This window comes from Halomonas sp. 72 (assembly GCF_052379785.1).
GTDB lineage: Bacteria > Pseudomonadota > Gammaproteobacteria > Pseudomonadales > Halomonadaceae > Vreelandella > Vreelandella citrativorans.
On record NZ_JBQSYY010000006.1, the window covers coordinates 99900 to 125298 of the forward strand.

Below are 25399 nucleotides of genomic sequence, written 5' to 3' on the forward strand. Positions count from 1 at the left end.
GAGTGGCACTGGCAGGGCATATTATTAAGCTCGCCAGTGCCCTTTCTGGCTTTTTTCACTTACTCTTCCACCGATACCCTTCGAAGATCTTCAAGACGCACATTTTCCGGCAGCTCAGACGCCTTTGCAGGCAACCATACCGGCGACAAATCGCTATCCTCACGTCCATCCTTATGAGTACAGCCGGGTATGCGATAAACCACCCGGCCATGATGGTCATCCCACGCAAAAATACGGTCCATACGGCTCTCCTTGAAATGGATAACGCTCAGCAGTGTGCCGATGCCAAGAGTGTGCAGTTGAGTAACTAGCAACCCCCGCTCTTTCCTTGGCAAAATCTCTTGGTAGGAAAAGTGACATGTTCGTGTCACCAACCTGTGCAGCCTTCTCACATTTACTTCTTTTTTCGTTCTAATGCGTCCTTGATAGACAAAATCTTTAGCGAGCCACACATAACGCGCTATTGTGGCAAGCAATTTTCCCAAGATAGAAAACAATCGGTTTTGCCGAAAGCATTTGCTAAGCTAACATTAAGAATTAATCTATATTACCAATAATTAAATGCTTTAAAACACACTGGGGGACGAACCAGCATGGCCAAAGGAATCAAGATTTATAATAAACCGGCTGGCGGGTGGGGAGCACTCAAAGCTGTCGCCGAAGCAGTGCGTGAAGAAATGGGGATAAGTACCCATACGCGCGCATTATTGCAAATGAATCAGCCCGATGGCTTTGACTGCCCAGGCTGTGCATGGCCGGACCCCGAACACACATCATCGTTTGAATTTTGCGAAAATGGCGCCAAGGCCGTCACCTGGGAGGCGACATCCAAACGCGTCACGTCAGAATTCTTTGACACACACACCGTTTCAGAGCTTTGGGAATGGTCGGATCACCAGCTGGAAAACCAAGGGCGTTTGACGCAGCCTGTACGTTTTGATGCCCAAACTGATCGTTTCGTTCCAGTAAGCTGGGAAGAAGCATTTAGCCGGGCTGCAGACGCTCTGAATAATCTCGACGATCCTACGCAAGCGGAGTTCTATACCTCAGGACGGGCATCCAACGAAGCTGCCTTTCTTTATCAGCTTTTTGCACGTGAATTCGGCTCGAATAATTTTCCCGACTGTTCCAACATGTGTCATGAGCCTACCAGTGTCGGGCTACCAAAATCGATTGGCATCGGCAAAGGGACAGTGACGCTTAATGATTTTGAGCAGGCTGATGCCGTTTTTTGTATAGGGCATAACCCTGGAACCAACCACCCACGTATGCTCAGAACGCTGGCGGATGTCTCGAAGCGCGGAAAGCCGGTGGTGGTTATTAACCCGTTACGTGAACGAGGCCTGGAGCGGTTTCAGGACCCACAATCGCCCGGTGAAATGCTCACTGATAGCGCAACAGGTATTGATCGTGCTTATTTTCAGGTGAAGGTCGGCGGCGACGTAGCCGTGTTCAAAGGCATTATGAAATCGCTGTTTGATGCTGATACGAAAAACATGAACGCAGGTGGGAGCGGCCTGCTTGATCGCTCTTTTATTGCCGAACACACGGTTGGCTTTGAGGCATTGAAGTCGGATATTGAAAATACAGACTGGGACACCATTATTCGCCGTTCGGGCCTACCGCGTGAACAAATTGAAGCGCTTACAGACATCTATGCATCTGCCGAGAACGTTATCTTCTGCTATGGCATGGGTATCACCCAGCACCGGCATGGGACAGAAGCCATCCAGCAAATGGTCAACCTGCTTCTACTACGTGGAAATATGGGACGCCCCGGTGCTGGAATTTGCCCATTGCGGGGCCACTCCAATGTTCAAGGTGATAGAACAGTCGGCATCACAGAGATTCCAAACGAGGCATTTCTGTCGCGGCTAGATAAGGCATTCGGTATTAAAAGCCCTCGTGCCCATGGTCATAATGCCGTCAACGCACTGGCTGCGATGCGTGATGGACGATCAAAGACATTCATCGGTTTGGGCGGTAACTTTGCCGTCGCCATGAGCGATCCCCAAATCGCCTACGATGCCTTCCGCGGCCTTGATCTCAACATCCAGATTGTCACAAAACTCAACAGAACCTGCCTGCTGACAGCACATGAAACCATCATCCTACCGTGCTTAGGCCGAACCGAGCATGATATCCAGGAAACGGGCCCACAAAGCATCACTGTCGAAGACTCAATGTCGATGGTCCATGCATCAAGGGGCGGCCTAAAGCCCGCATCAGATGAACTGCGCTCAGAGCCCGCCATTATTGCAGGCCTCGCCATGGCAACACTGCCCGAAACGGCCGTCGACTGGAAGGCACTGATTGCCGACTACAACCAAATCCGTGACAAGATTGAGGCTGTTTTTCCGGATTTCTTTGACTTCAATGAGCGTATTCAAAAACCAGGCGGCTTTCGTCTGAGAGTTGGTGCAAGTCAGCGAGAATGGGATACGCCTGACGGCAAAGCGCATTTCCTTGTCATGTCCGGTACAGACGAGGATGACGGACGCGATGATACAGCACTCACGCTGACCACCATACGTAGCCATGATCAATACAATACAACAATATACGGCTTGAATGACCGTTATCGAGGCGTCCACGGCAGGCGTGATGTACTGTTCGCAAACCGTGATGATCTAGCAGACCTGGGGCTCGAAGAAGGTGATGTCGTCGACGTACGGTCAGGAGATCGAATTTTGGCAGGGCTGACACTGGTTGATTATTCGATTTCGCGTGGCTCATTGGCAACGTATTTCCCGGAAGCCAACTGCCTTGTTGGTCTGGATGACAAGGACCACGAAAGCGAGGTCCCTGCTTATAAATCCATTCCCGTCACCATCACAAAAGCAGAGGTTTCACTCTGATCACATGCGCTGTGAGGCGGAACCTCTCAGATGGGACTACTGAATCAAACGGAAATGTGATTTTTTAAGCTCACTACTTCAGGCATAAGCAAGGTGCTGGGCACCCAACGGGGAGACAGAGCATGTCTCCCTGAACTATCCAAACTGAGATACTCAATGATGGACGATCCTGTCGAAAATCTAGACAGACCGGGAAATCGTAATGCCCAGATACGCTATGTCACACTTGCCGGAATAACGGGAATATTAACAGGCACGGTCGGCTCGTTTTTCCACCTTTTGATCGACCGCCTCCAGGTTTGGCCACATCTGTTGGCTGAGCATATTAGCGGTACTGTGCTCATTATCTCGGCTGCACTAATCACGATGTGCATTACGGTTCTTTCCGCCTATTTCGTGAACCGCTATGCCCCTGAGGCGCGTGGTAGTGGCGTGCAAGAAATTGAAGGTGCCATGCTGGGCTTAAGAACCGTCCACTGGCGCCGAGTGCTTCCTATCAAGTTCTTCACGGGTGTGGCGGCCATTGCTTCTGGCATGGTCCTTGGACGTGAAGGCCCCACCATTCATATCGGTGCTTCGTTTTCCGCGGCGATCACCGATTTTTTTAAGGTAAGCGAAACTGAGCGGCGCGGCATGCTTGGCGCTGGTGCAGCGGCTGGCTTGGCTTGCGCCTTCAATGCTCCCCTTGCTGCTATTCTTTTCATCATTGAAGAGACACACCGTCAGTTTCCTTATACGTTCCGGACGTATATGGGCATTATCGTTGCCGCGCTGCTGGCAACCGTGATGACGCAAGTCATCGGGGGTACAGCGCCCGATTTTTCCATGTTGGTTGCAGCCCCTGAAAATTGGCTGCTGCCAGCGTTTGTGGCGCTAGGCTGCCTTCTCGGCGTTCTCGGTGTTGCATTGAATGCAGGCCTTATGCACATGGCGGTACTCGCATCGAGCATCAATGCACGCATCCCCTACCTCTTTCCCGCGCTTGTCGGCTTTGCAGTTGGGTCGCTGCTTATTCTCATGCCGTTATCCGTGACAGGTGGCGAATATGCTCTGACGTTTATTGCTGAGCACAGCCAAGGATTAATGTTTCTTCTGCTATTGGCGATAATGCGCTATTGCGCGATGGTTACCAGTTATTCAGCCGGCACACCAGGCGGTATCTTCGCGCCTATGCTGGCTTTATCAATGTGCGTTGGCTTGGCTTTTGGTGGCACCCTTGATGCCTTAGCGCCATCAGCCGGCATCGTCCCACTGGCATTCGGTATAGCGGCGATGGGCGGTCTGTTCTCGGCCTCAGTGCGCGCTCCCGTGGTCGGCGTAGCCCTGACCCTTGAGCTGACAGCTTCCTATACAATGGTTATGCCTCTGATAGCCACATGTGTCACTGCCAATATGGTGGCTCAATGGATCGGCGGGCGCCCCATTTATGACCAGCTACTCGAAAAAACATTGGCGCAAGCCGAGATTAACCCGGCAGCCAAAGGGCCCGACAAAACGGGTCTGGCATAAGCTTTTAGGCATTAGCACTACTGTCTTTTATACGTAGGCACCAAAATCGTTGGTACGAGGATAAAGTGGATATAACTGTCATCATATTTCTGCTGGTCTATCTGGCATTAGCACTCGGCCATCTTCCTGGTTTTCGTGTTGACCGAACGGGCGCGGCCGTCGTTGGTGCTGTCGCCATGATTGGCTTTCAGAGGATTACCGATGAGGCTGCCTGGAATGCAATCGATTATGAAACGGTCGGCTTATTATTCGGGCTAATGATCGTGTCAGGTGCTTTTTCCGTTTCTGGGTTTTACGCATGGCTCGCCAGTAAAGTGGCCTCGATGGATGTCTCTCCTCCGCGCTTGCTTGCGCTGCTAGTAATAACGGGGGCAGGCCTGTCGGCGGTGCTAACGAATGATGTCGTCGTGGTTGCCATGACACCGTTGTTAGTGTCGATAACCCTCTCTCGTGGACTTAACCCAACGCCATTTTTGTTGGCCTTTTGCTTTGCGACCAATACCGGTTCGGTAGCCACTATTATTGGCAGCCCACAAAATATGATTGCAGCCCAAGCGCTGGGCTTATCGTTTACCGGATTTATGAAAGTTGCACTGGTACCTGCGCTGCTTTCCTTACCACTCGTTTGGGGCGTTGTAGCCCTGCTCTATCGAGGCAACTGGAAGCTTGCGCCGCATAATCCGAGTGTGCCACGTGAGCCACCAGCGCCGATAGCATCAATGGACCGACTAGAAACCCTTAAAGCCGCGATTGTGACTATTGGTGTAATTTCTGCTTTTGTATTTTCAGACTTACCTCGCGAACTTATTGCTCTGTCAGCAGCGGGTATTATTCTGGTGAACCGCCGCTTATCTTCCAAGGAGGTGCTCGGCACGGTTGATGGGAATCTGCTGCTTTTATTGATGGGATTGTTTGTTGTGAATGCAGCCCTCGCACAGACAGGACTACCGCAAAAGATCATCACCGAAATGCAGGCGGCAGGCATCGATTTTTCCGACCCAACAACACTTTTTATTGTCGGCTCAGTCTTAAGTAATGTTATTGGGAATAATCCTGCGGTAATGCTGTTGGCGCCATATTTACAGCATTCAGGGGATGTGGATGCGCTTGGTGCAGCGCTGGCATTGAGTACAGGCTTTTCCAGTAACCTCATCATTTTTGGAAGCCTTGCGGGCATTATTGTGGTGGAGCAGGCGGCAAGTCGCGGCATCACCATTAGCATGCGTGAATTTTGCCGTGCAGGCGTTCCAGTTGCCGCCGCTTGCATAGTGCTAGCACTCGCCTGGATAACACTACTGACCGCGTGATCATGGCTGCTCGTATTTTATAGCGGTCTTCATAATCTCCGATGCAACACCCACGTTGCCAAGCAATTTATACGAGGCATGGGTATCACCACACGCTATTTCCCGAATATTGACGCCCCGGACGATGGTCAATCGATCACTTCGAACAGGCTGACGATCCAGATCACCTGAAACAGGAGCGCAAATACAACGAACCCCGCCTGATAGCGTTCCGATCGCCAGACCAGCGCCAATATGGTTCCGGCAATCAGCACCGCCTGGCGAACCGGGTAATACCAGCCATAGTGGGCTGCATAATAGTCACCGCCCTTGATCAGGGTGTCGATAACATCGACGACCAAGAGCACTAGCAGCAAAACATAAAAGCTCCGGCTGCGCTTTTGGAAGTAATCACCAAACCCCTGATATTCGTCCATGCGATCCGGAAACAGAACCGCCGACAAGGCTGCAAACAGGCTAGCGTAGAATATCAGGAAGAAATAGATTGCGAAGGACCAGTTCGGGCGATGGGCGAGCGCGAATTCAAACCACCAGAAATGAATAATGAACAGTAGAAGGAATAGCACCCAGCCTATATGTAGGAGATAAATTTTCTCCCGCCCCGGATGTTGAACGAAACGCGTGAGGCCGATAATCAGGCGACTAACGCTGAGCCCCAGCACCATTCCTACGATGATGCGGATATGCGTAAAGATTTCTCCGCTGGAAGGAACGTGCGGCAACTCGTTCATGTCACCTCGCGATGCTGCAACTGGATCAACATACGCAGGTTATCAAAACCTGCTTTTTTTGTATTTCTTTCAGAGTCAGACCAATGGATGTTTTCATGCATATATTCCACAAGCCTATTGAGGCTGCAACATCACTTCCCGACGGTATCAGTTCAATTATCCCAGGAGAAGCTCTTTGTTTTAATACAGTGTAATAAAGTTATCTGAATCAAGCCCTTCGCCTAGTGAGATTCCTTTTTCTCTTATGACGCAAGCGGGGTGGAAAACTGACGATATTTTGCCAGAATATTTCCAAGCACAAAAAACGCCGCTCGGCATGACCCGTAAGCGGCGTTTTATCAGTATTCTTGGTCGGAGTGACAGGATTCGAACCTGCGACCTTTGCAATCCCATTCCATTTAATCCATATTTAAGCAGAAACAAAAAGGAACAATAAACAACATCAACATATTGAAAAGTAATAAATTAATCATGAATCATAGTTTTGCCGTTGTTTCCCACTGTACCCCGTTATATTCTATTTTTGCTACCTATTTGCTACCTAGAAAGTAAGAGACCAATCATGACAACCACGGGAAAAATGAAGCTAACCGGCACAGCGCTTGAGCAGCTAACCAAGGAGCCGCCGAGCGATAACGTCTTCGATACTGAATTGGCTGGTTATCATGTGAGGCCGGGCAAACGTGGTTTAACCTTCCGCTTGTTTTATCGCACAAAGACAGGTAAACAACGCATTCTTACGATTGGCCGTTATGGCACATTAACAGCGACCCAGGCGCGCAAAAATGCTACTGAAGCGCTAGCTACCGTAGCTCAAGGTGGCGACCCGCGTGCGGTGCTAGAGGAAGCAAAAGCTGAGGAACAGCGCCAGCAAGAACAAACGCTGCGAGCATACCTAGATGGTCCCTACTCTGCTTACCAGAATCGCAAGAAGGACGGCAAAGGAACTTTGCGCCGAATCCAAAAGGATTTTTCTGACTGGCTAGATAAGCCGATGAGTAGCCTTACTCGTGTGGAAGTTGAACGCTGGCAAGCTCACCAAGAAAATAAAGACAAGCCACTGGCCTTTAGCAGCCTAAAGCGTTCTTTTGACGCCATGCACGCTATGCTGATGCACGCCACAGAGCGCCAAGTAATACCTGCTAACCCACTCGCAGGCGTCAAGCTACAGAAACCAGCGATGAATGACGACGATATGGCCGATCAAGCGTCTCAACGTCGTTATCTAGAAAATGATGAAGCCGAGGCGCTATTTGCTGGCCTGGACGCGTACCAAGAGCAGAAATGCGAGCAGCGTCGCCGAAGTCGCGCCCATGGGAAATCATACCTACCCGACTTGGATGGCTTAGTTTATGTTGATCACGTTAAGCCATGGATTTTGACAATGTATTATACCGGCTTTAGGCCCGGCGACATAACTGGCCTTCGCTGGGAGCACGTCAATCTCACCTTTGGCACGATCCGCAAGGTGATAGAAAAAACGGCGCATCATCACCCTGAGCCAATGACTTTCCCTTTATCCTCAGCGGCCCTTAATATACTAACCATCTGGCACCAGCAACTGGGCGAACCGAAGACAGGCTTGGTGTTTGCTTCTCAGCGCAATGGGCAGCGAATGGATAGAACAGCCATGCAAAAGCCGTGGGCAAGAATACGATCACTTGCCGACCTGTCAAATGACCTAGTTCTATATACACTTCGCCACAACTTCGCGTCCCAACTAGTTATGGCTGGCGCTGACTTGCTGACCGTTTCGAAGTTAATGGCACACAGCGATATCCAGACAACTATCAAGTATTACGCCCATTTACGGCCAGATCATGCACGAGACATTGTTGAACTTTTCGCACAGCAAATGAACATGCAGGATAATCTACTTATAGCAAACCGACATAACGTAGCAAATAAGATTGCTTAGTGGCTTCCTTTAAACCACTACCACTACACCTACCCTTCCAAGCATGGTCATTTTGATTTTCGACCCAAGGAGTTGATCATGAAAATAAGTATCGACATTGACGATGAACTATACGAACAAGCTTTAAAAGCAGCTGAGCCTAGGCTGGATAATACATCAGATATTTTTCATGAAGCTTTGAAAGCCTATGTGCATATCCAAAGTGCTAATCGCCTAGCAAAATTAGGCGGCAAAGCTACAGTAATCCCAGATATATCAAGGCGTCGTGTCGAACCTCCAAGGAAGTGAAATAATCATGAGACTACCTGGCGCCATTAAGGGCAGCTGCTCTTCAAAATCAGCTATCGGCCAAGAGCGGAAATTTAGTAAGTTTTGATATAATGGGTAGTTTGAGCGGTTTGGCTACTCCGCGCCTTCTGTAATATTTAGCTAGGCAAATATCAAATAAGCCAAGAAAAAACTCGTTACCTTTCTCTGTTCACCCTTCGCAAGTCGTCAATACCTACAGATAGCTGTAATCACAGCGTTGGATCCTAGATCAGAACGATAACCAGCTAGTGATTCTATCTGGAGGGTGGCCGTCCAGAGCTTGAAAAGACGCTCAGCGCGGTCACTGTGACTAATATCAGTCCCATACCCAGAATTTGCGGCCCTACCAAGGTTCCGCTTAACACCACGACGCCGAACAGCGTCGCGGTGACCGGTTCGACCATTGCGACAACGGAGGCCACGGCCGGGGCAGTATGTTTCAAACCAATGATATAAAGAACAAAAGACAAACCTGCGCCGAGTACACCGAGTACTGCGAATAGCGGCCAATCCGGCGTGCTCAGGACAGCAACCGTCTGGCCAACATCACTCGGCCAGATAAGAATACTGGCAAGTACCATAAGCGCGATAGAGAGAATAGCCTGCGGGCTACCGTGTGGCGCCGCATACTTGAAGCCGAAAATGAATATTGCGTAGGACAGTCCGGCAAGCAGACCAGCACCTACACCCATCGCCGTAACGCCACTCGCACCGACGTCATAAATCAGTGTAAGCAATACGACACCAAGAATCACTACTGCGATCGCGGCCCACTTCAGCGGCGTGGGACTTTCGAGCCTTAGAGCGAAGGATACGAGATATACGAAGACTGGGGCGCTGTACATCAATGTAGCCGCAACAGCAACGCTACCGTGCGCAATGCTTAAGAAATAGAACGAGAAGTTACCCCCTACGCCGACACCGGCGATGACTGACCAGAACCATAACCGGCGTTTTGTCAGGCCACTACTGTGTGGACGCAGTATTAGCCAGATGAGGACGCACAGTAGTCCGATCGCACCCGGTAGAAGGAAACCACGAACGCGTCCCAACCGTCGGCTATAAGGATTCCGCCGATCCCGCCAGATAACCCCCAGAAAAGCGCCGCCAGCACCACTAAAATTGTACTCGCACCCATCCTGTAACCTCGCTTCTCGTGTTGAACTAACATCGTTGACGGCGGAGAAGGGCGTCATGGGACCCTGCTCCGGGCCGCTGAAAGCAGTGCGTCGGTCACTGCCAGAGTATCAGGTAGGGCCGTCTGTACGCCAGCCAAGCCACTAGGCAGGAAAACCTTCATTTTCAGTTAATCCCCATAAGCCATCCTATCCAGCATCGAATCAGGAGTGCTGGAAATGCGAGCTATGAACAGGCCGATACAAGAGGCCATGTGCTTTAGGCTGGTGCAGTGGGTACTATTACTGGGGTTGCTAAGCGTTACCACAGTAGCCACTGCACAATCTTTTTTTGGCCAGCAGGAGAGCGTTCTTCCTCCAGAGCAAGTCTTCAAGCCAACACTTAGCCATGATGGCGAATCTCTGGAGATTGATTGGCAAATCGAGCCCGACTACTACCTTTACCGCCACCGTTTTTCTGCTGAAGCCGATGGGCGTGAGCTATCGCTGAATATCCCTGACGGGGAAACCATTGAGGACGAGTATTTTGGACGCTCTGAGGTTTATCGTCATTCGTTGAGTATGATCACCCAGCCTGGCAATGCTGAAACAATTACTCTTCGCTGGCAGGGCTGCGCCGATGCGGGCCTTTGCTATCCACCTCAGGAACAGACCTTTGACTTAGCGTCTGCTGGCCAGGACATAGCCAAAACGGATGAACCATCGGATGCCACGAACGAATCCTCATTTGAAGAAAGCCCTACTTCCGACCCAGAAAATACGTTGGCAGAAGACCAGCAACTGGCGGCGCAACTGGCCGGAGGTAATTGGTTCTGGACGTTGGCGGCATTCTTCGGCATGGGGCTGTTACTGACGTTCACGCCTTGTGTATTGCCGATGATACCGATCCTTTCGAGCCTGATCGTGGGGCGACGAGAGGTGGGCGAGAGCCACCGAGCGGCAGGCTTCGTGATGTCTACTGCCTTCGTCCTGCCCATGGCGGCCACCTATGCGTTACTCGGCGTGGCCGCTGCCATGGCAGGCGCCAATCTACAAATGCTATTTCAGAACGTCTGGTTTATAGGCCTGTTCTCGCTACTGTTTATCGTTCTCGCCCTGGCCATGTTTGGCTTGTTCGAATTAGAGCTACCGAGAGCGCTTCGCCAGCGGCTTGATGCAGGCATGGCGCGTCAACGCGGCGGGCGTTTAAAAGGGGTTGCCATCATGGGCGTGCTCTCTGCACTGCTAGTGGGTCCCTGCATGACCGCACCGCTAGCGGGAGCGCTACTGTTCATTGCCGATAGTGGCAACCCCTGGTTGGGCGGCGCAGCCCTGTTATCGCTTGGACTCGGAATGGGCCTACCACTCATCCTGATCGGCACCGTGGGTAGCCAGCTTCTACCTAAGCCGGGTGCCTGGATGATTCGCATCAGAGCGCTTTTCGGCTTTGTATTACTGGGGATGGCGATTTGGTTTGTGGCTCGCGTAATACCTGATGCCATCGTTCTCGGCCTTTGGGGCGCTCTAACACTTAGCTTTGCGATAGCCCTCATGTCGCTTGCTCGGAACGAAGGCCTTAGTGGCATCACGCCTCAAGTCTTGACGGCCAGTGCAGCAAGCATAGCCATATGGAGCGCGCTAATGTTAATCGGCGCTGCCGGCGGTGCCTCTGATCCTTGGCGTCCGCTAGCGATTTTTACATCAACTAATGGAGGCTCAAACACAGCAGATTCGATGTCAAATAATGAGCAACCGCTTACCTTTGATGAGGTTGAAGATCTAGCCACGCTTGATGCCCGTATTGACCAAACCGGGGTTAGCGGCCAGATGACGCTCGTCGAATTTACGGCCGACTGGTGCATCTCTTGTAAGGTGATCGAACAGGAAGTTTTCGCTGACCCCACTGTTCAAGCCGAACTGGAGAATGTGCAACGGTTGAGCATCGACGTAACTAACTACGACGCATCTGACAAGGAGATCATGGAGCACTTCGGCATCGTTGGGCCGCCAACGCTAATGTGGTTCGGCTCTGACGGGCACGAGCGGCGCAGTGCGCGCATTATCGGCGAACTAGATGCTGACACATTTCTGAAGCGCTTCGATCAGGCCAAACAAACCGGCAGCAGTACCACTGGAGGTGGTTCATGAGTCCTCTGGATCGCAGCCTCGTTATCGGCCCGTTAGCTCTGAGCGTAGGGCAGCTTTTGCTGATGCTTTCGATAGTTATCGCACTGATCATCGGAGGCTGGCTAGGCCGCCGTCGAAAGGTCAATGTTGGCGATAGCATCTTCAATGCCATGCTCTTGGGTGTGATCGGGGCGCGACTTGTTTTCATCGTTCAATATGGCGAAAGCTACGATACGTTCTGGTCGTGGTTTGACATACGCGATCGCGGCTTCGAGCCGCTAGCGGGCCTTGTCGTCGCCTTGGTTTATCTTGCTTGGCGGCTATGGCGCCAACCTCGCGAGCGCGGTCCTCTCGGGACAGCCGTAATATCAGGGGCTCTGACCTGGTCGCTGACGGCGGGGGCGCTGACACTCATGGTATCTCAAGGTGCTAGCATTCCTTCGACGGCGTTAACCACGCTTAAGCATGACGAAGTGACTCTTCCCACTATGCTAAGCGAAGCTGATCGCCCCATGGTGGTCAATCTTTGGGCCAGTTGGTGCCCGCCGTGTCGACGCGAAATGCCTGTATTTGAGCAGGCTCAACAAGAGCGAGACGACGTGACGTTCGTGTTCGTCAATCAGGGCGAGAGCCTCAGCACCGTTAGTGCCTTTTTACAGCAAGAGTCACTCACCCTCGATAATGTCTACCTCGACCGGAACAATGCGCTCGGCCATGACGTGGGTGCCATGGCCATGCCCACCACGCTTTATTACAACGCCGATGGCACGCTTATCGACACCCACTTTGGAGAGCTGTCTCGCGCCACGCTCGATCGCAGTCTTGCGCGTTTCAACCTCTAACTCACCTCACTTTGGAGACAACACACATGGCCGCTTTCAACGCCTGTATGACACCACTACGCCTCACACTAACGCTTGGGACTAGCATCGCGCTGGCAACAAGTCTGCCTGCAACTGCCGCTGAGTGGCCCGCCCCTATTCAAGAGCTCGAACAGCAAGGTCTCACGATTCATGGAGAATTCGATGCGCCGGACGGGCTGACTGGATATGCAGGTAGTGCTCGTGGCCAGACGATTGCGGCATACCTTACCTCGGGAGGCGAGCATGCGCTAGTTGGTACACTGATTAATGCCGAGGGTCAGGACGTATCAGCTGAGCGGCTAGAGCAGCTCGTCAACGGCCCAAGAAACGCCGAGTTATGGCAAGAAATGGATAGCCAACACTGGGTGCGCGATGGCGATAAAGAGGCACCCCGTATCGTATATACCTTTAGTGACCCCAACTGTCCTTACTGCCGCCAACTGTGGGAAGACGCCCAACCCTGGGTTGAAAGTGGCGACGTTCAGGTTCGTCATTTGATGGTAGGTATTCTCAAAGCAGACAGCCCTGAAAAGGCAGCCGCGATACTCAATGCGGATAATCCTGGCGAAGCGCTGGCTGAGCATTACCGCAACGATGCCATGCCCGAAAATCAAGGGGATGACCAAAGCGAGCAGTGGGTTAGCGAAAACACCCAGCTAATGCGCGATGGCCAACTCTTCGCAACGCCAGCGACCTTTTATCAGGATGACAACGGTGACGTGCACAGTGTGATGGGTGCTCCCTCGCCCGATAAGCTTCGAGCCATTATGGGGAGTGATTCACCTTAATCTAAACGGGTTCAACCCGAAGTCAATTGAAGCGTCACTCGTAGCCCAACACCATTGCCAGATGCGAACGTCACTCGGCCTCCTGCCCGGGTGACAATCGCCTCGACGATCGAAAGACCCAAGCCACTACCTTTAGGATGATCTCCCCGATGAAAGCGCTCCGTCAGTCGGGAGAGGTGTTCGGCAGCAATGGTTTCACCCTGACTAGTGATATCGATGACTGTCATTCCCTTTGATTCCTGTACGGAAATCTCTATCGGCGCACCGGGTGCGCCGTGACGCATCGCATTTTCGAGCAGGTTGCGTAGAACCGTCACGAGAAGCGGCTCAGATAGGGCGACATGTACTTGGTTAACGCCTTGGGGATAATGACAATGATCACGGCTACCGGTTTCTGTCATCGCAGCCACCAGTGCCCCCCCAAGAGGAGTAGGATCAGGACGACGGGCACGTGTGATGTCCTCACTTTCCATTCGCGCCAATAGCAAAAGCTGACCAAGCGTTTTCGTTAGTCGATCTACCCCAGCTTCAGCTTGCTGCATCGCTTCGTACTGCTGGTGACCGTCAACACGCCTCGCGATTTGCAGATGTGTGCGAACGGCAGTTAACGGTGTACGAAGTTCGTGGGCAGCATCGTCGGTAAAGCGCTGCTCCAATTCAAGCATACGTCGCGTTCGTGCCAGTAGCGTATTGAAACTATCGATCAGCGGGCGAATTTCACCAGGCAATCCATGAAGAGGTAGTGCCGAAAGGTCATTGTGTTCGCGCAGAATAAGTCGTTGTTGTAACTTGGCAAGCGGCGCAAGTCCTCGTGTTACCCCCCACCATAGCGCAACAAGACTGCCCACCAGCGCCAGTAGAAATGGGTAAAGCGCGGCCCGGCGAACCTGCAGCAGCAGTGCTTCTCTCTCTTTCAGACGATCAGCCACCGTAATACGCTTGTCGTTATCAACTAACGTGTAAACTCGCCAGCGCTGCCCGTTGTGCTCGCGATAACGATACCCCTCAGCCTCAACGGCAAGCACGTCGTTCATTTCCGGATGCGTACCCGCCACCACTTGACCACGAAGCGATGATACTCGACAAGCGATACCATCCAGCGAAGGAATCGTTGGCGTTTCATCTTCTGTACCTTTCCAAGACGTTGCTGGCACGCGATCCAACAAACCAGCCACCATTCGCGCCGATTGAGCCAGACGCTGATCCAGAGACTCTTCCAACTGCGCCGACAGGTCGCGCATTGACCATATGGCAGTGATACTCCATAGCAGCACGAGAGTAATTCCAAGTGTAGCAACCAGACGTAAGCGCAGATTCATGAGGTCGCATCACTGTTGTATTTGCCAAGTCGATAACCCAAACCTCGCACGGTTTCGATCACGTTGCGTCCCAGCTTGCGACGCAGTTGGTAGATGTGCACATTAAGCGCATTGCTTTCGATCTCATCATCAATACCGTAAAGGCAGTCCTTCAATTGATCGGCGCTCAGAATTCGCCCGCGAGCTCGAATTAATGCTTCCAGCAGCATTAATTCGCGTCGCAACAGGACGACGGGTTCTCCATCCAACGTGACGCTACGTGTGACGGGGTCTAATGCCAGGCTGCCGTGACGAATGGCGTGATCCACTTGCCCTGCCGTACGGCGTAATAACGATTGGAGCCGGGCTGTTAACTCGTCAAGATCAAACGGCTTGACCAAATAGTCGTCTGCGCCTCCCTGAAGGCCCTCGACGCGGCTCGCTACCGCATCTCGAGCCGTTAGCATCAGCACTGGCGTCGCCACGCTCGCATGACGCCAATGCTTCAATAACGTCAAACCATCTCCATCGGGCAATCGACGGTCGAGAATAACAGCATCGTAGTTAATGGTGGCTAGCGCGCCTTTCGCAGTATCCAAGGTGGTGACGGTATCAACCACAAAGCCGCTCAGTGCCAATCCTGCTTCGACGCCAGCCGCTACCGGGGCATCATCCTCGACCAGTAATACCCGCATACTTACTCCTCAAGGTCATAGAAAATGGTTTCTATCAGCAGTATGCCATTAGGGGATGAAGTTAATATGAGGCAGCCCCATTTTGCAGCCGATAGATCGAAACCATCCAAACCAACAACTAAACAGCATTATGTAATGCCAAAAGCCGCCATTATCCACATCCACGCTTCATTTACAGTTAATGTTCATCATGCCTAATGAGCTTTTGGTCGTATAGTGAGTAACGTTTCTTATGAACTCTTGCTTTGTAAAACCTGCAGTCAGTGGTCGACTGCTTCGCTGCGTATTCATGGTGGCATTGTGGCTTGCTTCATTTTCGGCTTTTGGCGAGACCTCACGGCCGCCAGGACATTATCTATTGCCTGAAACCGGCAATATCGTGGGTGAAGCTTATACCGTTCAAGTAGAGAACGAAGAGGATACCTTGCTCGATATTGCTCACGCGCACGGTGTCGGATATGAGGAAATTCGACGGGCCAATCCTGACACCAGTCTTTGGGTTCCCGGTAAAGGGACGCAGGTTCAAATTCCAGCGCAGCACATACTGCCGGATGTAGAGCGTAAAGGAGTGGTTATCAATATCGCGGAGCTGCGGCTTTACTACTATCCCGAGGTGCAAGATGGAGAAACACCTCGCGTCGAAACCTACCCCATTGGCATCGGCCGCGATGGATTCGATACACCATTGGGGATTACCAAAACCACCATGCGCCTTGAGGACCCCGCTTGGTATCCTCCCGAATCCATTCGCCAGGAAGCTGCTGAACGCGGCGATCCACCGCCTGACGTTGTTCCGCCAGGGCCCGACAACCCCCTCGGTCAGCACGCCATTTTATTGGATATTCCTGGCTATTTAATCCACGGCACTAATCAACCAGATGGCATTGGTATGCGCGCCAGTCGAGGTTGTATCCGTATGCACCCCGACGATATTAAAGCCGTATTTGAGCAAATACCCAACGGTACCCAGGTCAATATTATCGATGAGCCGATCAAGCTTGGCTGGGACATCGACCACTTGCCGCACTTGCAGGCATTTACGTCGCTTAATGAACAAGAAACAAGCATGAGCGACTTGCTGGGTATCGTTGATAATGCTGACGAATTGCCGGAAACAACGCGCTCAAACATTGATTATGAAGTGATGCAGAAAGCGCTTAAAAGGGGTAGTGGACGTATAGAGCCGTTAATTTAGCCCGCTTTTTAGTAAAATCTAGCGGTTGTGATGGGCTCAAATGTGGCCAAGTACTTTCACGAGTGATGCCGTCATGTCCATCTCCAGGTGAATTGCGCCCTATTCCCCAGTCCTCCATGCAAGTCATCGTTTACGGCGCTCTTAAGGGATAAATGGAGCATACAAAGGGAATAAAGTATAGTGGTAAGCAATATTCAGCGCTATAGTCGGGCGGTAACCAGCGCGAAACTCTTTGCAGTTGGTTAGTTAAACCCAGGTTTTAAGCCAGGTCATCGCATATAATCCCAACTTTGCTAAATGCATTAAGCACGAAGGCTTCACAAGGTCCACTCTCATTTTTTGATTTAGGAGGTTTGAAAGGATCGGCAAACTCTGGGCTATGGATGGCCAGTTTTTGAACGACACCTTGGACGAGCCGCACGCTGGAAAGCCTTAGAGGCGTCGCAGTAGCCAGCTCAGCAATAGCTCACTCGGGCACGATGGACACTGCTTAATGAGTACCGTAATCAACTGCGATTAGGTTCTTTATCATTCGTCCTTCAGCGGTAAGGTCAAATACACAATCCATTGATTTGACCTGATTGGCGGCACGAGAGAGACGCGGAGCGGTCGACGATCACTCAGTCCACGCGACATCATAAAAACGCATCACGTCTCGGCGTACTCCCACTTTTCTCAACGCCTCGCAAGTGACCCACCCTCTCCAGTAGCGATTCAGCGAAAAGCTTCTTTAATCTTGTCTCCGCGACTTCGAGTTCGTTGAGTCGCTTGGAACCTGGCTAGCTCATTCCACCCAATTCGCTGCACCATAAGTAATAACTTGCTTCCGAGAAACCATGCCGACGGTATGGCTCATCAATAGGCAGCCCCGCATCTGCTTCACCCAAGAGACCTATGAACTGTTGTGTGCTAACGCGCATGCATGTCCGTTCTCCTTGCTAGTAGGATCGAAATCTAAAGTGTAGCGCAACCCAATCAGAGGGGGAGATGTCACTTTTACTTGATGTTTGTATAAACATGTTTCATTGTTTTCTTGTTATTCCAATATGGTCTAGGCTTGTAACTAAAATGGAGAATGAGGAAGAATATGCGTAATTTCCGACACTCACCAGGCAGGCCGGACGTGGCCGGCTTTTACGATCAAAGAACCTCAAGCGTTCAATATATTATCAGTGACCCTGCGACACGGCGCTGTGCCATCCTTGACCCTGTCTTGGACTTTGATGAGAAGTCAGGGACCACTGCAACCCACCATGCTGATGAGTTACTAGATTACGTCGCACGGGAGGGGCTCATCGTTGACTGGATACTCGATACGCATCCACACGCCGACCATTTTTCGGCAGCACAGTATCTTAAGGAAAAGACAGGGGCACCAACGGCTATAGGAGCTTACGTTACGCAAGTGCAAGCGCTATGGAAGGATATATACAACTGGCCCGACTTTCCGGATGACGGCGGCCAGTGGGACCACCTTTTTGTAGAGGGCGATACTTTCCACGTGGGCGAGATAGAAGGCCGGATTATGTTCTCGCCCGGCCATACCAAGGCGTCGATCACCTACGTCATCGGCGATGCGGCGTTCGTGCACGACACGCTGTTTCAGCCGGATGGCGGTACGGCCCGTGCCGATTTCCCTGGGGGCAATGCTCACAAACTCTGGGATTCCATTCAGGCCATCCTGGCACTGCCGGACGACACTCGGCTCTTTACCGGTCACGACTACATGCCCGGCGATCGCGAGCCAGAGTGGGAAAGCACGGTGAGTGTCCAGCGCGAAACCAATATTCATCTCCAAGACAGCCCGACAGCGGAAAGCTTCATCGCTTTGCGTAACGAACGTGACGCCAAGCTGCCCATGCCGAAACTGATCCTGCACGCTTTGCAAGTCAATATCCGGGGCGGCGACCTGCCAGAGCCAGAGGATAATGGTCGTCGTTACCTGAAGATTCCCCTCGATGCTCTACCGGGGGCCGCCTGGGATGATGAGGCGCGTTCCTAAAGCGACCAAGGAGGTAACCTATGGATATCAAACCACTCGATGATCGCCTTTACGTGGCAGCACAACCTCGCCTCGACGAACTTGAACAGCTTGCCGAACAAGGGTTCCGCACCATTATCTCCAATCGCCCGCGCGGGGAAAGTGATGACCAGCCGGATCCCGATGCCCTCAAGGCTAAGGCCAAATCACTGGGCATGGCCTGGCATGAAGTTCCCGTAAAGCCTGGGGAATACGCAAAGGCGGACATCGATGCCTATTCAGATGTGCTGCATTCTGCAAAGGCCCCCGTGCTCGGCTTCTGCCGAACGGGAAAACGCGTGGCCCATCTGTGGGCATTATCACTCGCCCCGCAGCGTCCGGTATCCGAGCTGATCGCCTCAGCCAAAGCGGCTGGCTATGACTTGGAGCCCTTGCGCGACAGGCTTGAACAACAAGCCCATCAGGCAAAGGGTGATTCTGGGTCGTGAGCGTGCTATGGCCAGCCTGAAGCATTATCTGCCCATCCTCCAGTGGCTGCCCGGCTATGGACGCGATACGTTGGCCAGTGACCTGTTGGCAGCGGTAATCGTGACCGTCATGCTGATCCCGCAGTCGCTGGCATACGCCATGCTGGCGGGCCTTCCCCCCGAGGTGGGGCTTTATTCAAGCATCGCCCCGCTGTTCGTTTATGCGATTTTCGGGACCAGCCGCACCCTTGCCGTAGGGCCAGTGGCAGTAGTCTCACTGATGACAGCGGTGGCCATCGGTCGTATCGCCCCGCAAGGGTCGCCGGAATACCTGGGTGCTGCACTGTTACTGGCACTGATGTCTGGTTTGCTTCTCATCCTCATGGGGGTGGCGCGACTGGGCTTCTTAGCCAATTTCCTCAGTCATCCCGTGACCTCCGGATTCATCACCGCCTCGGGGCTGCTCATCGCGACCGGTCAGGCCCGACACTTGCTGGGGGTGGAAGCCTCGGGTCACAACATGATCGAATTGCTGGGCGACCTGTGGGGAAACGTAGGAAGCCTCCATGGCATTACTCTTGCCATCGGTTTAGGTGTGCTGGTCTTTCTTTATGCTGCCCGGCGTTGGTTAAAGCCAGGGCTCCTGTCGCTAGGCCTGCCGTCACGCTCAGCGGATATGCTGTCCAAGGCAGCACCGATTCTTGCCGTGGCGCTGACCACCCTAGCGAGCTGGGCCTGGCAGCTCGACCAGCACGGCGTAGCCGTCGTGGGCGAAGTACCGGCCAGCCTACCTCCGCTTACCTTACCAGGTGTGGACCTTGGGCTATGGCGTGAACTGTTAGTAGCTGCCTTGCTGATAAGCGTGGTCGGTTTCGTGGAGTCAGTATCGGTAGGTCAGACCTTGGCCGCCAAGCGTCGGCAACGCATCGAGCCAAACCAGGAACTGATCGGTCTTGGCACTTCGAATATCGCGGCTTCCTTCTTTGGCGGCATGCCGGTGACGGGTGGCTTTGCCCGTTCGGTGGTCAATTTCGATGCCGGCGCTCAGACTCCGGCGGCAGGTGCGTTCACGGCCATAGGCATCACACTGGCCGCGTTGCTGCTGACACCGTTGATCGCCTATCTCCCCATCGTCACGCTCGCCGCAACCATTATCGTCGCCGTCCTGTCATTGGTGGATCTCGGCGCGGTGCAAAAAAACTGGGCCTATTCCCGTAGTGATGGCGTAGCCATGTTGGTAACCATCATCGCCACCCTGGGCCATGGGGTGGAAAGCGGCATCCTGGCTGGCGTAGGGCTGTCGCTCGCCTTGCATCTCTACCGTACCAGCCGTCCCCATAGCGCCGTGGTTGGCCGAGTTCCGGGCAGCGAGCATTTCCGAAATGTCCTGCGCCACGACGTTGAGACCGATAAGCGTCTGGTCCTACTCCGCATCGACGAAAGCCTTTATTTCGCCAACGCCCGTTACCTTGAGGATACCGTGATGGCCTTGATTTCCCGTGACTTCGAATTGCAGCATATCGTGCTGGCGTGTCAGGCAGTTAATACCATCGACGCCTCGGCCTTGGAAAGCCTAGAGGAGATCAACGCTCGGTTGAAGGATGCCGACGTGGCGCTGCATCTGGCCGAGGTCAAGGGGCCGGTTATGGACAAGCTTCGTGGCTCCGATTTCATGAAAGCGCTCGGCGGCGAGGTCTTCCTCAGTACCTACGATGCTTGGCGCAGCCTGCATCAAGAGAAAACGTCGTTGGCTCAGGCAACCAACACCCAACGGGTTCAGCAAACTAAGGAGTAAACGAAGTGGATTGGACTTCAAATCTGCAAGGACTGGCCGGCGGTATACTCATCGGCATTTCCGCTACCTGGTTGATGGCCACGCTAGGACGTATCACCGGTATCAGCGGCATCGCCGGCACGCTGGTGACGACGCGTCCAAAGGGCGACAGTGCTTGGCGGGCCGCGTTCCTGGTTGGCCTGGTCACCGGGCCTGTTGTGCTCGTTCTGGTGGGAGGCGGTCTGGGAAACGTGGTGGGACAGCCCAATGAGGTTATTGGTGATCCCGCCGGTGGCGTGATGCTGATGTTGATTGCGGGGCTGTTGGTGGGTGTCGGGACAGGGCTCGGCAGCGGCTGTACCAGTGGTCATGGGGTATGTGGCCTGTCACGTCTATCGCCGCGTTCGATGGCGGCTACCGTCACGTTTTTGCTGAGTGCCATGGCAACCGTCTATATCACCCGACATGTGATAGGAGGTGGGGCATGAGAACCTTAATGGCTTACGCCGCAGGGCTCTTGTTCGGACTCGGCCTCGCCATTTCAGGCATGACCGATCCGGCGCGTGTTCTCGGCTTTCTGGATATCGCCGGCGAATGGGACCCTACCTTGGCCTTCGTACTGGGCGGGGCCGTCATCACTACCTTCATCGGCTACCGGTTGGTATTGCGTCGGAGCAGCCCTTTTTTTGGTGATAAATTCCACCTACCAACCAAGCGTGAACTCGATAGCCGCTTGCTCGGTGGGGCGGCGCTCTTTGGCATTGGCTGGGGGCTTTCGGGCTACTGTCCAGGTCCTGCCATCGCCTCGGTCGTCGGACTGAGCACGCCTCTCGTCGCGATGCTTGTGGCAATGATTGGCGGGTGGTGGTTAGCAAAGCGGTTCTCAGGCAGCCGCTGACCAGCGCTTGAGCTTAAACCATTGTTTGCTACGATTGAAGTACAGGTTTCGAAGTGTAGTTTTAGGTTAACGAAAGATAACTAGTGTCTGAAGAAAGGATGACGTTGGACAAATTAAATTAGGAAAAGGAGGTCACATGCTCCCTTCAACGACTTCACGCGTTGAGCAGAACACTGCCGACAGCATCAATCAGCATATCCGGCGGCGCACCGAAGACAACATCGCGTACTTTGCCCAACATCGCCATGAAATTGAACGCCGTCTACAAGAGCTCGACAATGAGTGGGACATTGAACGCACTCTGGAAGCGAACGCGTCAGCCCTGAGCCTGGCTGGTGTGGCTCTTGGGGGCTTGGTCGATAAGCGTTGGCTCCTGTTGCCTGCGGCGGTTACCGGTTTTCTTCTGCAACACGCATTGCAGGGGTGGTGCCCACCCATCATTATCTTTCGAAAACGTGGTGTACGCACTTCAAAAGAAATCGATCAAGAACGCTATGCGCTTAAAGCATTACGTGGAGACTTTTCCCACCTAGAAAGTACTCCGCCAGCCAGCCCACGTGATCGTATATACGAAGTGCTGGACAGAGTAGAACGTTAAGAACGCATTCGCTTATCTAAGCGAATGCTCATCAGGCCAAGCAAGTCCTACCCTCAGTGGGCAGGGCCGAAATGTACATGCCAAATCAACTCTCTGCTCTCCTTTGTTAAGAGAGCGGAGTTTATTTCTGCGCGCTACACCTCCCCCCAGCGACTTTCAGTCCGCTGAGTAATGTACTTACCCTGCTCAAGGTTTATGTTTACGTGCTAAAACAGCTGTTCCTAGCACAACTAGAAAGTGGAATACTGTGCAATCATGCCAAACAACGTAGCGCTGTTTGGGCAGAGTTGTATGAGTGGTAATATCCACGAACAATTATTCCACAGTGTTTGAGACTGTCTCGAAACGTTGCTTGGTTGCTTGGATTGCTTCGTTTGAAATACCTAGAACACTAAAATTCTGATAGCCAAGTTTGAGAAGATCATCGGCTAACGCAAATTAACCGCCGCCCACGTCGATAAATAGCCGTCGCATTTCGAAATCCTCTGGATCAGCCCCGTTATAAATAAGCTAAGCCTCTTCACAGGTTAAAATATCAACAAAACACCAAATGGATAGCGTCATATTTTATTTATCTCAAAAAAATTGCCTAACTGCGTTGCCTGAATTTCAGGTGACTACCTTTAATCCATCAAGATGGATGGAGGTAACGCATAGCAGAACCATCTGAACCGAAGTTCCCTTATTTTTATATGGAGTGGTTTTTTGGTACTGGTGAGAGATACGGTGTGGTGAGAAAGGCGAATCATTGTTGCCAGCTGCGCCTTCTTGTTTCCGACGAGTGCTACCTATTTGCTACCTGACATCTAACAAAACAAAAACGGCCACTGTAGCAATTAGCTAAGTGACCGTTTTATATGTCTTTTTTGGTCGGAGTGACAGGATTCGAACCTGCGACCTTTGCAACCCCATTGCAACGCGCTACCAAGCTGCGCCACACTCCGATGTCTTGTGCATTTCCCTCAAGACGGTGCGTATACTATCGCTTTATGCGCCAAATGAAAAGTTATTTTTGCGCTTTCTTTTCAAGTATTTGGCATTAGGCATGGTCTGCATCCAGCAACAGGCGATGCATCGCTTCATACACACCGGGCGCAGTCACCAGCAGTTCATTAGGATACAGGTCCGCAGGCACGCCTTCTGGAACGATACCCAAGTGCCCTACGCTTGCCCCAGCTTCACGGGCAACAACCCAGCCAGCAACAAAGTCCCAAGGCGAAACGCTTTCATAATAAGCACCCAAGCGTCCGCAGGCCACATCACATAAGTCCAACGCTGCTGCTCCATTGCGTCGTACATCTCGACAATGCGCCAGTACTCCATTCAAGCGTGCTAGTAGTTTTTGGCGGGCCTCTTTTTGATAAGGAAAGCCTGTACCTACCAGGGTTTCAGCTAGCCTCATCACCTTACTGGCCTGGATCGGTTGCTGATTGCAATAAGCGCCCTGTCCTTCTGCCGCACTGAAGGTTTCATCCAGGAAAGGCGCATAGACCACACCCACCTTGGCTATCCCCTCTTCCATCCACCCAATGGACACCGCAACATGCCGTAACCCTTGCGCAAAATTGACGGTGCCATCAATGGGGTCTACCACCCAAAGTTTAGAAACATCGGCATTTAACGCATGCGCGGGGGATAGTTCTTCACTGAGGAGCCCTTCATCAGGGAAGGAAGTGTTTAATCGTTCTCTTATTAACTGATCGACGGCCACGTCAACATCCGTGACTAACTCATCACCCGCTTTAAGCCGTTGTGAAAATGACTGGTCTGCGCGTGCCTGACGAATGAGCTCTCCTGCCTCATGGGCAATAGAAACGGCTACATCCAGACGCTCTTTCAATGTATGCATTGCTCTGCTTTTCCTTCTACGCATTGCGAGGAGTTTGAGCATAGTCACACAATATGACTTTTTAAGTCACGATGATGCAATAAAAGCAGGAAAATTAACGCAGTGCACCCACCAGAATGTCGACGACTACACGCGTGGCCGCCTCAATCAGCACTACATCAGCGCCTACTCGTTCCCATTCGTAGCCAGGATAGCGCGGCAAATGACCGGCCAATGAGCCGTCAAAGCGCTTTGCTATACCGGGTGGTAGCGGTTTGCCACGCTGAATTTGTCGTTGAATGCCGGGGGGCAGTGATTCAGCAGCGGGTGCATTAAACTGGCGTAGCAAGCGCAGTAGCTCGCGCTCATTGACGCGTGGCAAATCCACATATTGCTTATTGTGGCTTTCACGCATCGAACGTGAGCTTCCTTGCTGATACCGCTGCTCTTGCCCATTATCGCGTGCGCCATGGGCTGGCGCGTGGGCAGGCGGCTGTGCAAACGTGTTGCTGGCAACTATCAATCCTCCCAGACAACTTACCAACACGGCTAGACTCGTTCGCTTCATTTGAAAACCTCTCACTAAACATATTGGCTAACACGGTTAGCTTGTAGTGTAGTGAGGAAATACGCACAGAGTATGGAAATATAAAGATCATACGGGGTCTTTTAACATCCACTCCCTATCGGATACTAAGAGCCTTTGACCACGATTTTTCCTGCTTCAATATTAATAATGCCCCCGCGTGCTGACTGAATTTCGATTCCATCCCCACTTGTGTTACTGCTCGTAAACGCGTCAAGCAGCTCTTGTTTACGGCTATCAGTGCCGCTATCACAGGCTTGAAAGCTGAAATCATCAGAAATAGCTGAGTCTGCTTGAGCTGTTTCGGACAGCGAATAATTTACCAATGCCATACTCCGATAGGAAGCCAGCTCCCCCTCGCAGGCGGTTAAAGACGCTTTATCAAGGTAATTCCCATACTGGGGCACTGCCACTGCCATCAAAACGCCCACGATAGCAATGACGATCATGAGCTCTATCAGAGTAAAGCCATCTTCGTCCCCTTTGATCTTGCCGCTATGCTTATCCAAGCTGCCCCCTGTTTATCGACATCACGCACATTTTTATTGAAATTA

22 protein-coding genes, 1 tRNA gene and 2 pseudogenes are annotated in these 25399 nt (G+C 52.3%); 15 read left to right on the forward strand and 10 right to left on the reverse strand.

All coding sequences use genetic code 11. The features are described from left to right. Positions 1 to 59 precede the first annotated feature (59 nt). Positions 60 to 314: a hypothetical protein gene (locus tag ACT3T6_RS08605; RefSeq protein WP_226911997.1), complete on the reverse strand. Its 255-nt coding sequence runs from the start codon at positions 312 to 314 to the stop codon at positions 60 to 62. 279 nt (positions 315 to 593) lie between these two features. Between ACT3T6_RS08605 and ACT3T6_RS08610 the strand changes: the two genes are divergently transcribed. The 3 genes from ACT3T6_RS08610 to ACT3T6_RS08620 all read left to right on the forward strand — a co-directional run bounded on the left by ACT3T6_RS08610 (position 594) and on the right by ACT3T6_RS08620 (position 5674). Next, complete coding sequence (locus tag ACT3T6_RS08610) at positions 594 to 2858, forward strand: FdhF/YdeP family oxidoreductase (RefSeq protein ID WP_193053514.1); 2265 nt, start codon at positions 594 to 596, stop codon at positions 2856 to 2858. A 156-nt stretch (positions 2859 to 3014) separates the two neighbouring features. After that, positions 3015 to 4367, forward strand: coding sequence for a H(+)/Cl(-) exchange transporter ClcA (clcA, locus tag ACT3T6_RS08615; protein WP_226911996.1), 1353 nt, complete (start codon positions 3015 to 3017; stop codon positions 4365 to 4367). Between the two features lie 65 nt (positions 4368 to 4432). After that, positions 4433 to 5674, forward strand: a complete 1242-nt coding sequence (locus ACT3T6_RS08620; protein ID WP_172116562.1) for an ArsB/NhaD family transporter — start codon at positions 4433 to 4435, stop codon at positions 5672 to 5674. A gap of 128 nt (positions 5675 to 5802) precedes the next feature. Here the strand turns inward: ACT3T6_RS08620 and ACT3T6_RS08625 are convergent, their stop codons facing one another. Further along, positions 5803 to 6405, reverse strand: coding sequence for a hypothetical protein (locus ACT3T6_RS08625; RefSeq protein ID WP_193053513.1), 603 nt, complete (start codon positions 6403 to 6405; stop codon positions 5803 to 5805). A gap of 562 nt (positions 6406 to 6967) precedes the next feature. Between ACT3T6_RS08625 and ACT3T6_RS08630 the strand changes: the two genes are divergently transcribed. Beyond that, the gene (locus ACT3T6_RS08630; protein ID WP_193053512.1) at positions 6968 to 8323 is read left to right on the forward strand and encodes a site-specific integrase; all 1356 of its coding nucleotides are present in this window, start codon (positions 6968 to 6970) and stop codon (positions 8321 to 8323) included. A 78-nt stretch (positions 8324 to 8401) separates the two neighbouring features. Beyond that, complete coding sequence (locus tag ACT3T6_RS08635; protein ID WP_193053511.1) at positions 8402 to 8611, forward strand: type II toxin-antitoxin system VapB family antitoxin; 210 nt, start codon at positions 8402 to 8404, stop codon at positions 8609 to 8611. 275 nt (positions 8612 to 8886) lie between these two features. On the opposite strand, the pseudogene ACT3T6_RS08640 reads toward ACT3T6_RS08635, so the two are convergent. Then, positions 8887 to 9770: pseudogene (locus tag ACT3T6_RS08640) on the reverse strand (DMT family transporter). A gap of 217 nt (positions 9771 to 9987) precedes the next feature. Between ACT3T6_RS08640 and dsbD the strand changes: the two are divergent. Genes dsbD through dsbG form a run of 3 tightly spaced genes read left to right on the forward strand, consistent with a single transcriptional unit; the run spans position 9988 to position 13525 of the window. Continuing rightward, the gene (dsbD, locus tag ACT3T6_RS08645) at positions 9988 to 11895 is read left to right on the forward strand and encodes a protein-disulfide reductase DsbD (RefSeq protein WP_226913427.1); all 1908 of its coding nucleotides are present in this window, start codon (positions 9988 to 9990) and stop codon (positions 11893 to 11895) included. Then, the gene (locus ACT3T6_RS08650; protein ID WP_193053509.1) at positions 11892 to 12716 is read left to right on the forward strand and encodes a TlpA disulfide reductase family protein; all 825 of its coding nucleotides are present in this window, start codon (positions 11892 to 11894) and stop codon (positions 12714 to 12716) included. Before dsbD ends, ACT3T6_RS08650 begins: the two co-directional genes overlap by 4 nt. 26 nt (positions 12717 to 12742) lie before the next feature. Beyond that, complete coding sequence (gene dsbG, locus ACT3T6_RS08655; RefSeq protein ID WP_226911995.1) at positions 12743 to 13525, forward strand: thiol:disulfide interchange protein DsbG; 783 nt, start codon at positions 12743 to 12745, stop codon at positions 13523 to 13525. 11 nt (positions 13526 to 13536) lie between these two features. Here dsbG and ACT3T6_RS08660 read toward each other — a convergent pair whose 3' ends face one another. Together ACT3T6_RS08660 and ACT3T6_RS08665 are read right to left on the reverse strand one after the other, a co-directional pair. Next, entirely contained in the window at positions 13537 to 14844 is a 1308-nt protein-coding gene (locus tag ACT3T6_RS08660; protein WP_193053508.1) for an ATP-binding protein, read from the reverse strand. Beyond that, a complete protein-coding gene (locus tag ACT3T6_RS08665) occupies positions 14841 to 15518 on the reverse strand; it encodes a response regulator (protein WP_087108432.1) in 678 nt (225 codons plus the stop codon). Before ACT3T6_RS08665 ends, ACT3T6_RS08660 begins: the two co-directional genes overlap by 4 nt. A gap of 289 nt (positions 15519 to 15807) precedes the next feature. Between ACT3T6_RS08665 and ACT3T6_RS08670 the strand changes: the two genes are divergently transcribed. Continuing rightward, a complete protein-coding gene (locus tag ACT3T6_RS08670; protein ID WP_226912021.1) occupies positions 15808 to 16713 on the forward strand; it encodes a L,D-transpeptidase family protein in 906 nt (301 codons plus the stop codon). A 701-nt stretch (positions 16714 to 17414) separates the two neighbouring features. On the opposite strand, the pseudogene ACT3T6_RS08675 reads toward ACT3T6_RS08670, so the two are convergent. Then, positions 17415 to 17633 (reverse strand): annotated as a pseudogene (locus tag ACT3T6_RS08675) (transposase); the annotation flags it as partial. A gap of 167 nt (positions 17634 to 17800) precedes the next feature. Here ACT3T6_RS08675 and ACT3T6_RS08680 point away from each other — a divergent pair. The 6 genes from ACT3T6_RS08680 (at position 17801) to ACT3T6_RS08705 (ending at position 22431) form a co-directional block, all read left to right on the forward strand. Then, a complete protein-coding gene (locus tag ACT3T6_RS08680) occupies positions 17801 to 18715 on the forward strand; it encodes an MBL fold metallo-hydrolase (protein ID WP_193053506.1) in 915 nt (304 codons plus the stop codon). Positions 18716 to 18735: 20 nt separating this feature from the next. Continuing rightward, positions 18736 to 19182, forward strand: coding sequence for a TIGR01244 family sulfur transferase (locus tag ACT3T6_RS08685; RefSeq protein ID WP_193053505.1), 447 nt, complete (start codon positions 18736 to 18738; stop codon positions 19180 to 19182). Positions 19183 to 19189: 7 nt separating this feature from the next. Then, complete coding sequence (locus ACT3T6_RS08690; RefSeq protein WP_193053504.1) at positions 19190 to 20956, forward strand: SulP family inorganic anion transporter; 1767 nt, start codon at positions 19190 to 19192, stop codon at positions 20954 to 20956. 5 nt (positions 20957 to 20961) lie between these two features. After that, positions 20962 to 21423, forward strand: a complete 462-nt coding sequence (locus ACT3T6_RS08695; RefSeq protein WP_039857566.1) for a YeeE/YedE family protein — start codon at positions 20962 to 20964, stop codon at positions 21421 to 21423. Then, positions 21420 to 21833 (forward strand): DUF6691 family protein, encoded by a 414-nt coding sequence (locus tag ACT3T6_RS08700; RefSeq protein WP_039857564.1) that lies wholly within the window; start codon positions 21420 to 21422, stop codon positions 21831 to 21833. The genes ACT3T6_RS08695 and ACT3T6_RS08700 overlap by 4 nt, the downstream gene beginning before the upstream one ends. A 136-nt stretch (positions 21834 to 21969) precedes the next feature. Then, positions 21970 to 22431 (forward strand): YgaP family membrane protein, encoded by a 462-nt coding sequence (locus tag ACT3T6_RS08705; RefSeq protein WP_193053503.1) that lies wholly within the window; start codon positions 21970 to 21972, stop codon positions 22429 to 22431. Positions 22432 to 23298: 867 nt separating this feature from the next. Here the strand turns inward: ACT3T6_RS08705 and ACT3T6_RS08710 are convergent. From ACT3T6_RS08710 to ACT3T6_RS08725, 4 genes are all read right to left on the reverse strand, one after another. Beyond that, positions 23299 to 23375 (reverse strand) — tRNA-Pro (locus tag ACT3T6_RS08710). A gap of 95 nt (positions 23376 to 23470) precedes the next feature. Then, a complete protein-coding gene (locus tag ACT3T6_RS08715; RefSeq protein ID WP_193053502.1) occupies positions 23471 to 24280 on the reverse strand; it encodes an inositol monophosphatase family protein in 810 nt (269 codons plus the stop codon). A gap of 94 nt (positions 24281 to 24374) precedes the next feature. Beyond that, positions 24375 to 24827, reverse strand: coding sequence for an anti-virulence regulator CigR family protein (locus ACT3T6_RS08720; protein WP_193053501.1), 453 nt, complete (start codon positions 24825 to 24827; stop codon positions 24375 to 24377). Positions 24828 to 24952: 125 nt separating this feature from the next. After that, the gene (locus tag ACT3T6_RS08725; protein WP_287076489.1) at positions 24953 to 25354 is read right to left on the reverse strand and encodes a pilin; all 402 of its coding nucleotides are present in this window, start codon (positions 25352 to 25354) and stop codon (positions 24953 to 24955) included. Positions 25355 to 25399: the final 45 nt, after the last annotated feature.

Excerpts from the sequence above, each read along its gene's own strand:
- ACT3T6_RS08715 (WP_193053502.1), bottom strand. The coding sequence starts at position 24,280 with ATGCATACATTGAAAGAGCGTCTGGATGTAGCCGTTTCTATTGCCCAT.
- ACT3T6_RS08625 (WP_193053513.1), bottom strand. The coding sequence starts at position 6,405 with ATGAACGAGTTGCCGCACGTTCCTTCCAGCGGAGAAATCTTTACGCAT.
- ACT3T6_RS08690 (WP_193053504.1), top strand. The coding sequence starts at position 19,190 with ATGGCCAGCCTGAAGCATTATCTGCCCATCCTCCAGTGGCTGCCCGGC.
- ACT3T6_RS08630 (WP_193053512.1), top strand. The coding sequence starts at position 6,968 with ATGACAACCACGGGAAAAATGAAGCTAACCGGCACAGCGCTTGAGCAG.
- ACT3T6_RS08610 (WP_193053514.1), top strand. The coding sequence starts at position 594 with ATGGCCAAAGGAATCAAGATTTATAATAAACCGGCTGGCGGGTGGGGA.
- ACT3T6_RS08635 (WP_193053511.1), top strand. The coding sequence starts at position 8,402 with ATGAAAATAAGTATCGACATTGACGATGAACTATACGAACAAGCTTTA.
- dsbD (WP_226913427.1), top strand. The coding sequence starts at position 9,988 with ATGCGAGCTATGAACAGGCCGATACAAGAGGCCATGTGCTTTAGGCTG.
- ACT3T6_RS08670 (WP_226912021.1), top strand. The coding sequence starts at position 15,808 with ATGGTGGCATTGTGGCTTGCTTCATTTTCGGCTTTTGGCGAGACCTCA.
- ACT3T6_RS08705 (WP_193053503.1), top strand. The coding sequence starts at position 21,970 with ATGCTCCCTTCAACGACTTCACGCGTTGAGCAGAACACTGCCGACAGC.
- clcA (WP_226911996.1), top strand. The coding sequence starts at position 3,015 with ATGATGGACGATCCTGTCGAAAATCTAGACAGACCGGGAAATCGTAAT.
- ACT3T6_RS08660 (WP_193053508.1), bottom strand. The coding sequence starts at position 14,844 with ATGAATCTGCGCTTACGTCTGGTTGCTACACTTGGAATTACTCTCGTG.
- ACT3T6_RS08700 (WP_039857564.1), top strand. The coding sequence starts at position 21,420 with ATGAGAACCTTAATGGCTTACGCCGCAGGGCTCTTGTTCGGACTCGGC.
- ACT3T6_RS08650 (WP_193053509.1), top strand. The coding sequence starts at position 11,892 with ATGAGTCCTCTGGATCGCAGCCTCGTTATCGGCCCGTTAGCTCTGAGC.
- ACT3T6_RS08680 (WP_193053506.1), top strand. The coding sequence starts at position 17,801 with ATGCGTAATTTCCGACACTCACCAGGCAGGCCGGACGTGGCCGGCTTT.
- ACT3T6_RS08665 (WP_087108432.1), bottom strand. The coding sequence starts at position 15,518 with ATGCGGGTATTACTGGTCGAGGATGATGCCCCGGTAGCGGCTGGCGTC.
- ACT3T6_RS08720 (WP_193053501.1), bottom strand. The coding sequence starts at position 24,827 with ATGAAGCGAACGAGTCTAGCCGTGTTGGTAAGTTGTCTGGGAGGATTG.
- ACT3T6_RS08685 (WP_193053505.1), top strand. The coding sequence starts at position 18,736 with ATGGATATCAAACCACTCGATGATCGCCTTTACGTGGCAGCACAACCT.
- dsbG (WP_226911995.1), top strand. The coding sequence starts at position 12,743 with ATGGCCGCTTTCAACGCCTGTATGACACCACTACGCCTCACACTAACG.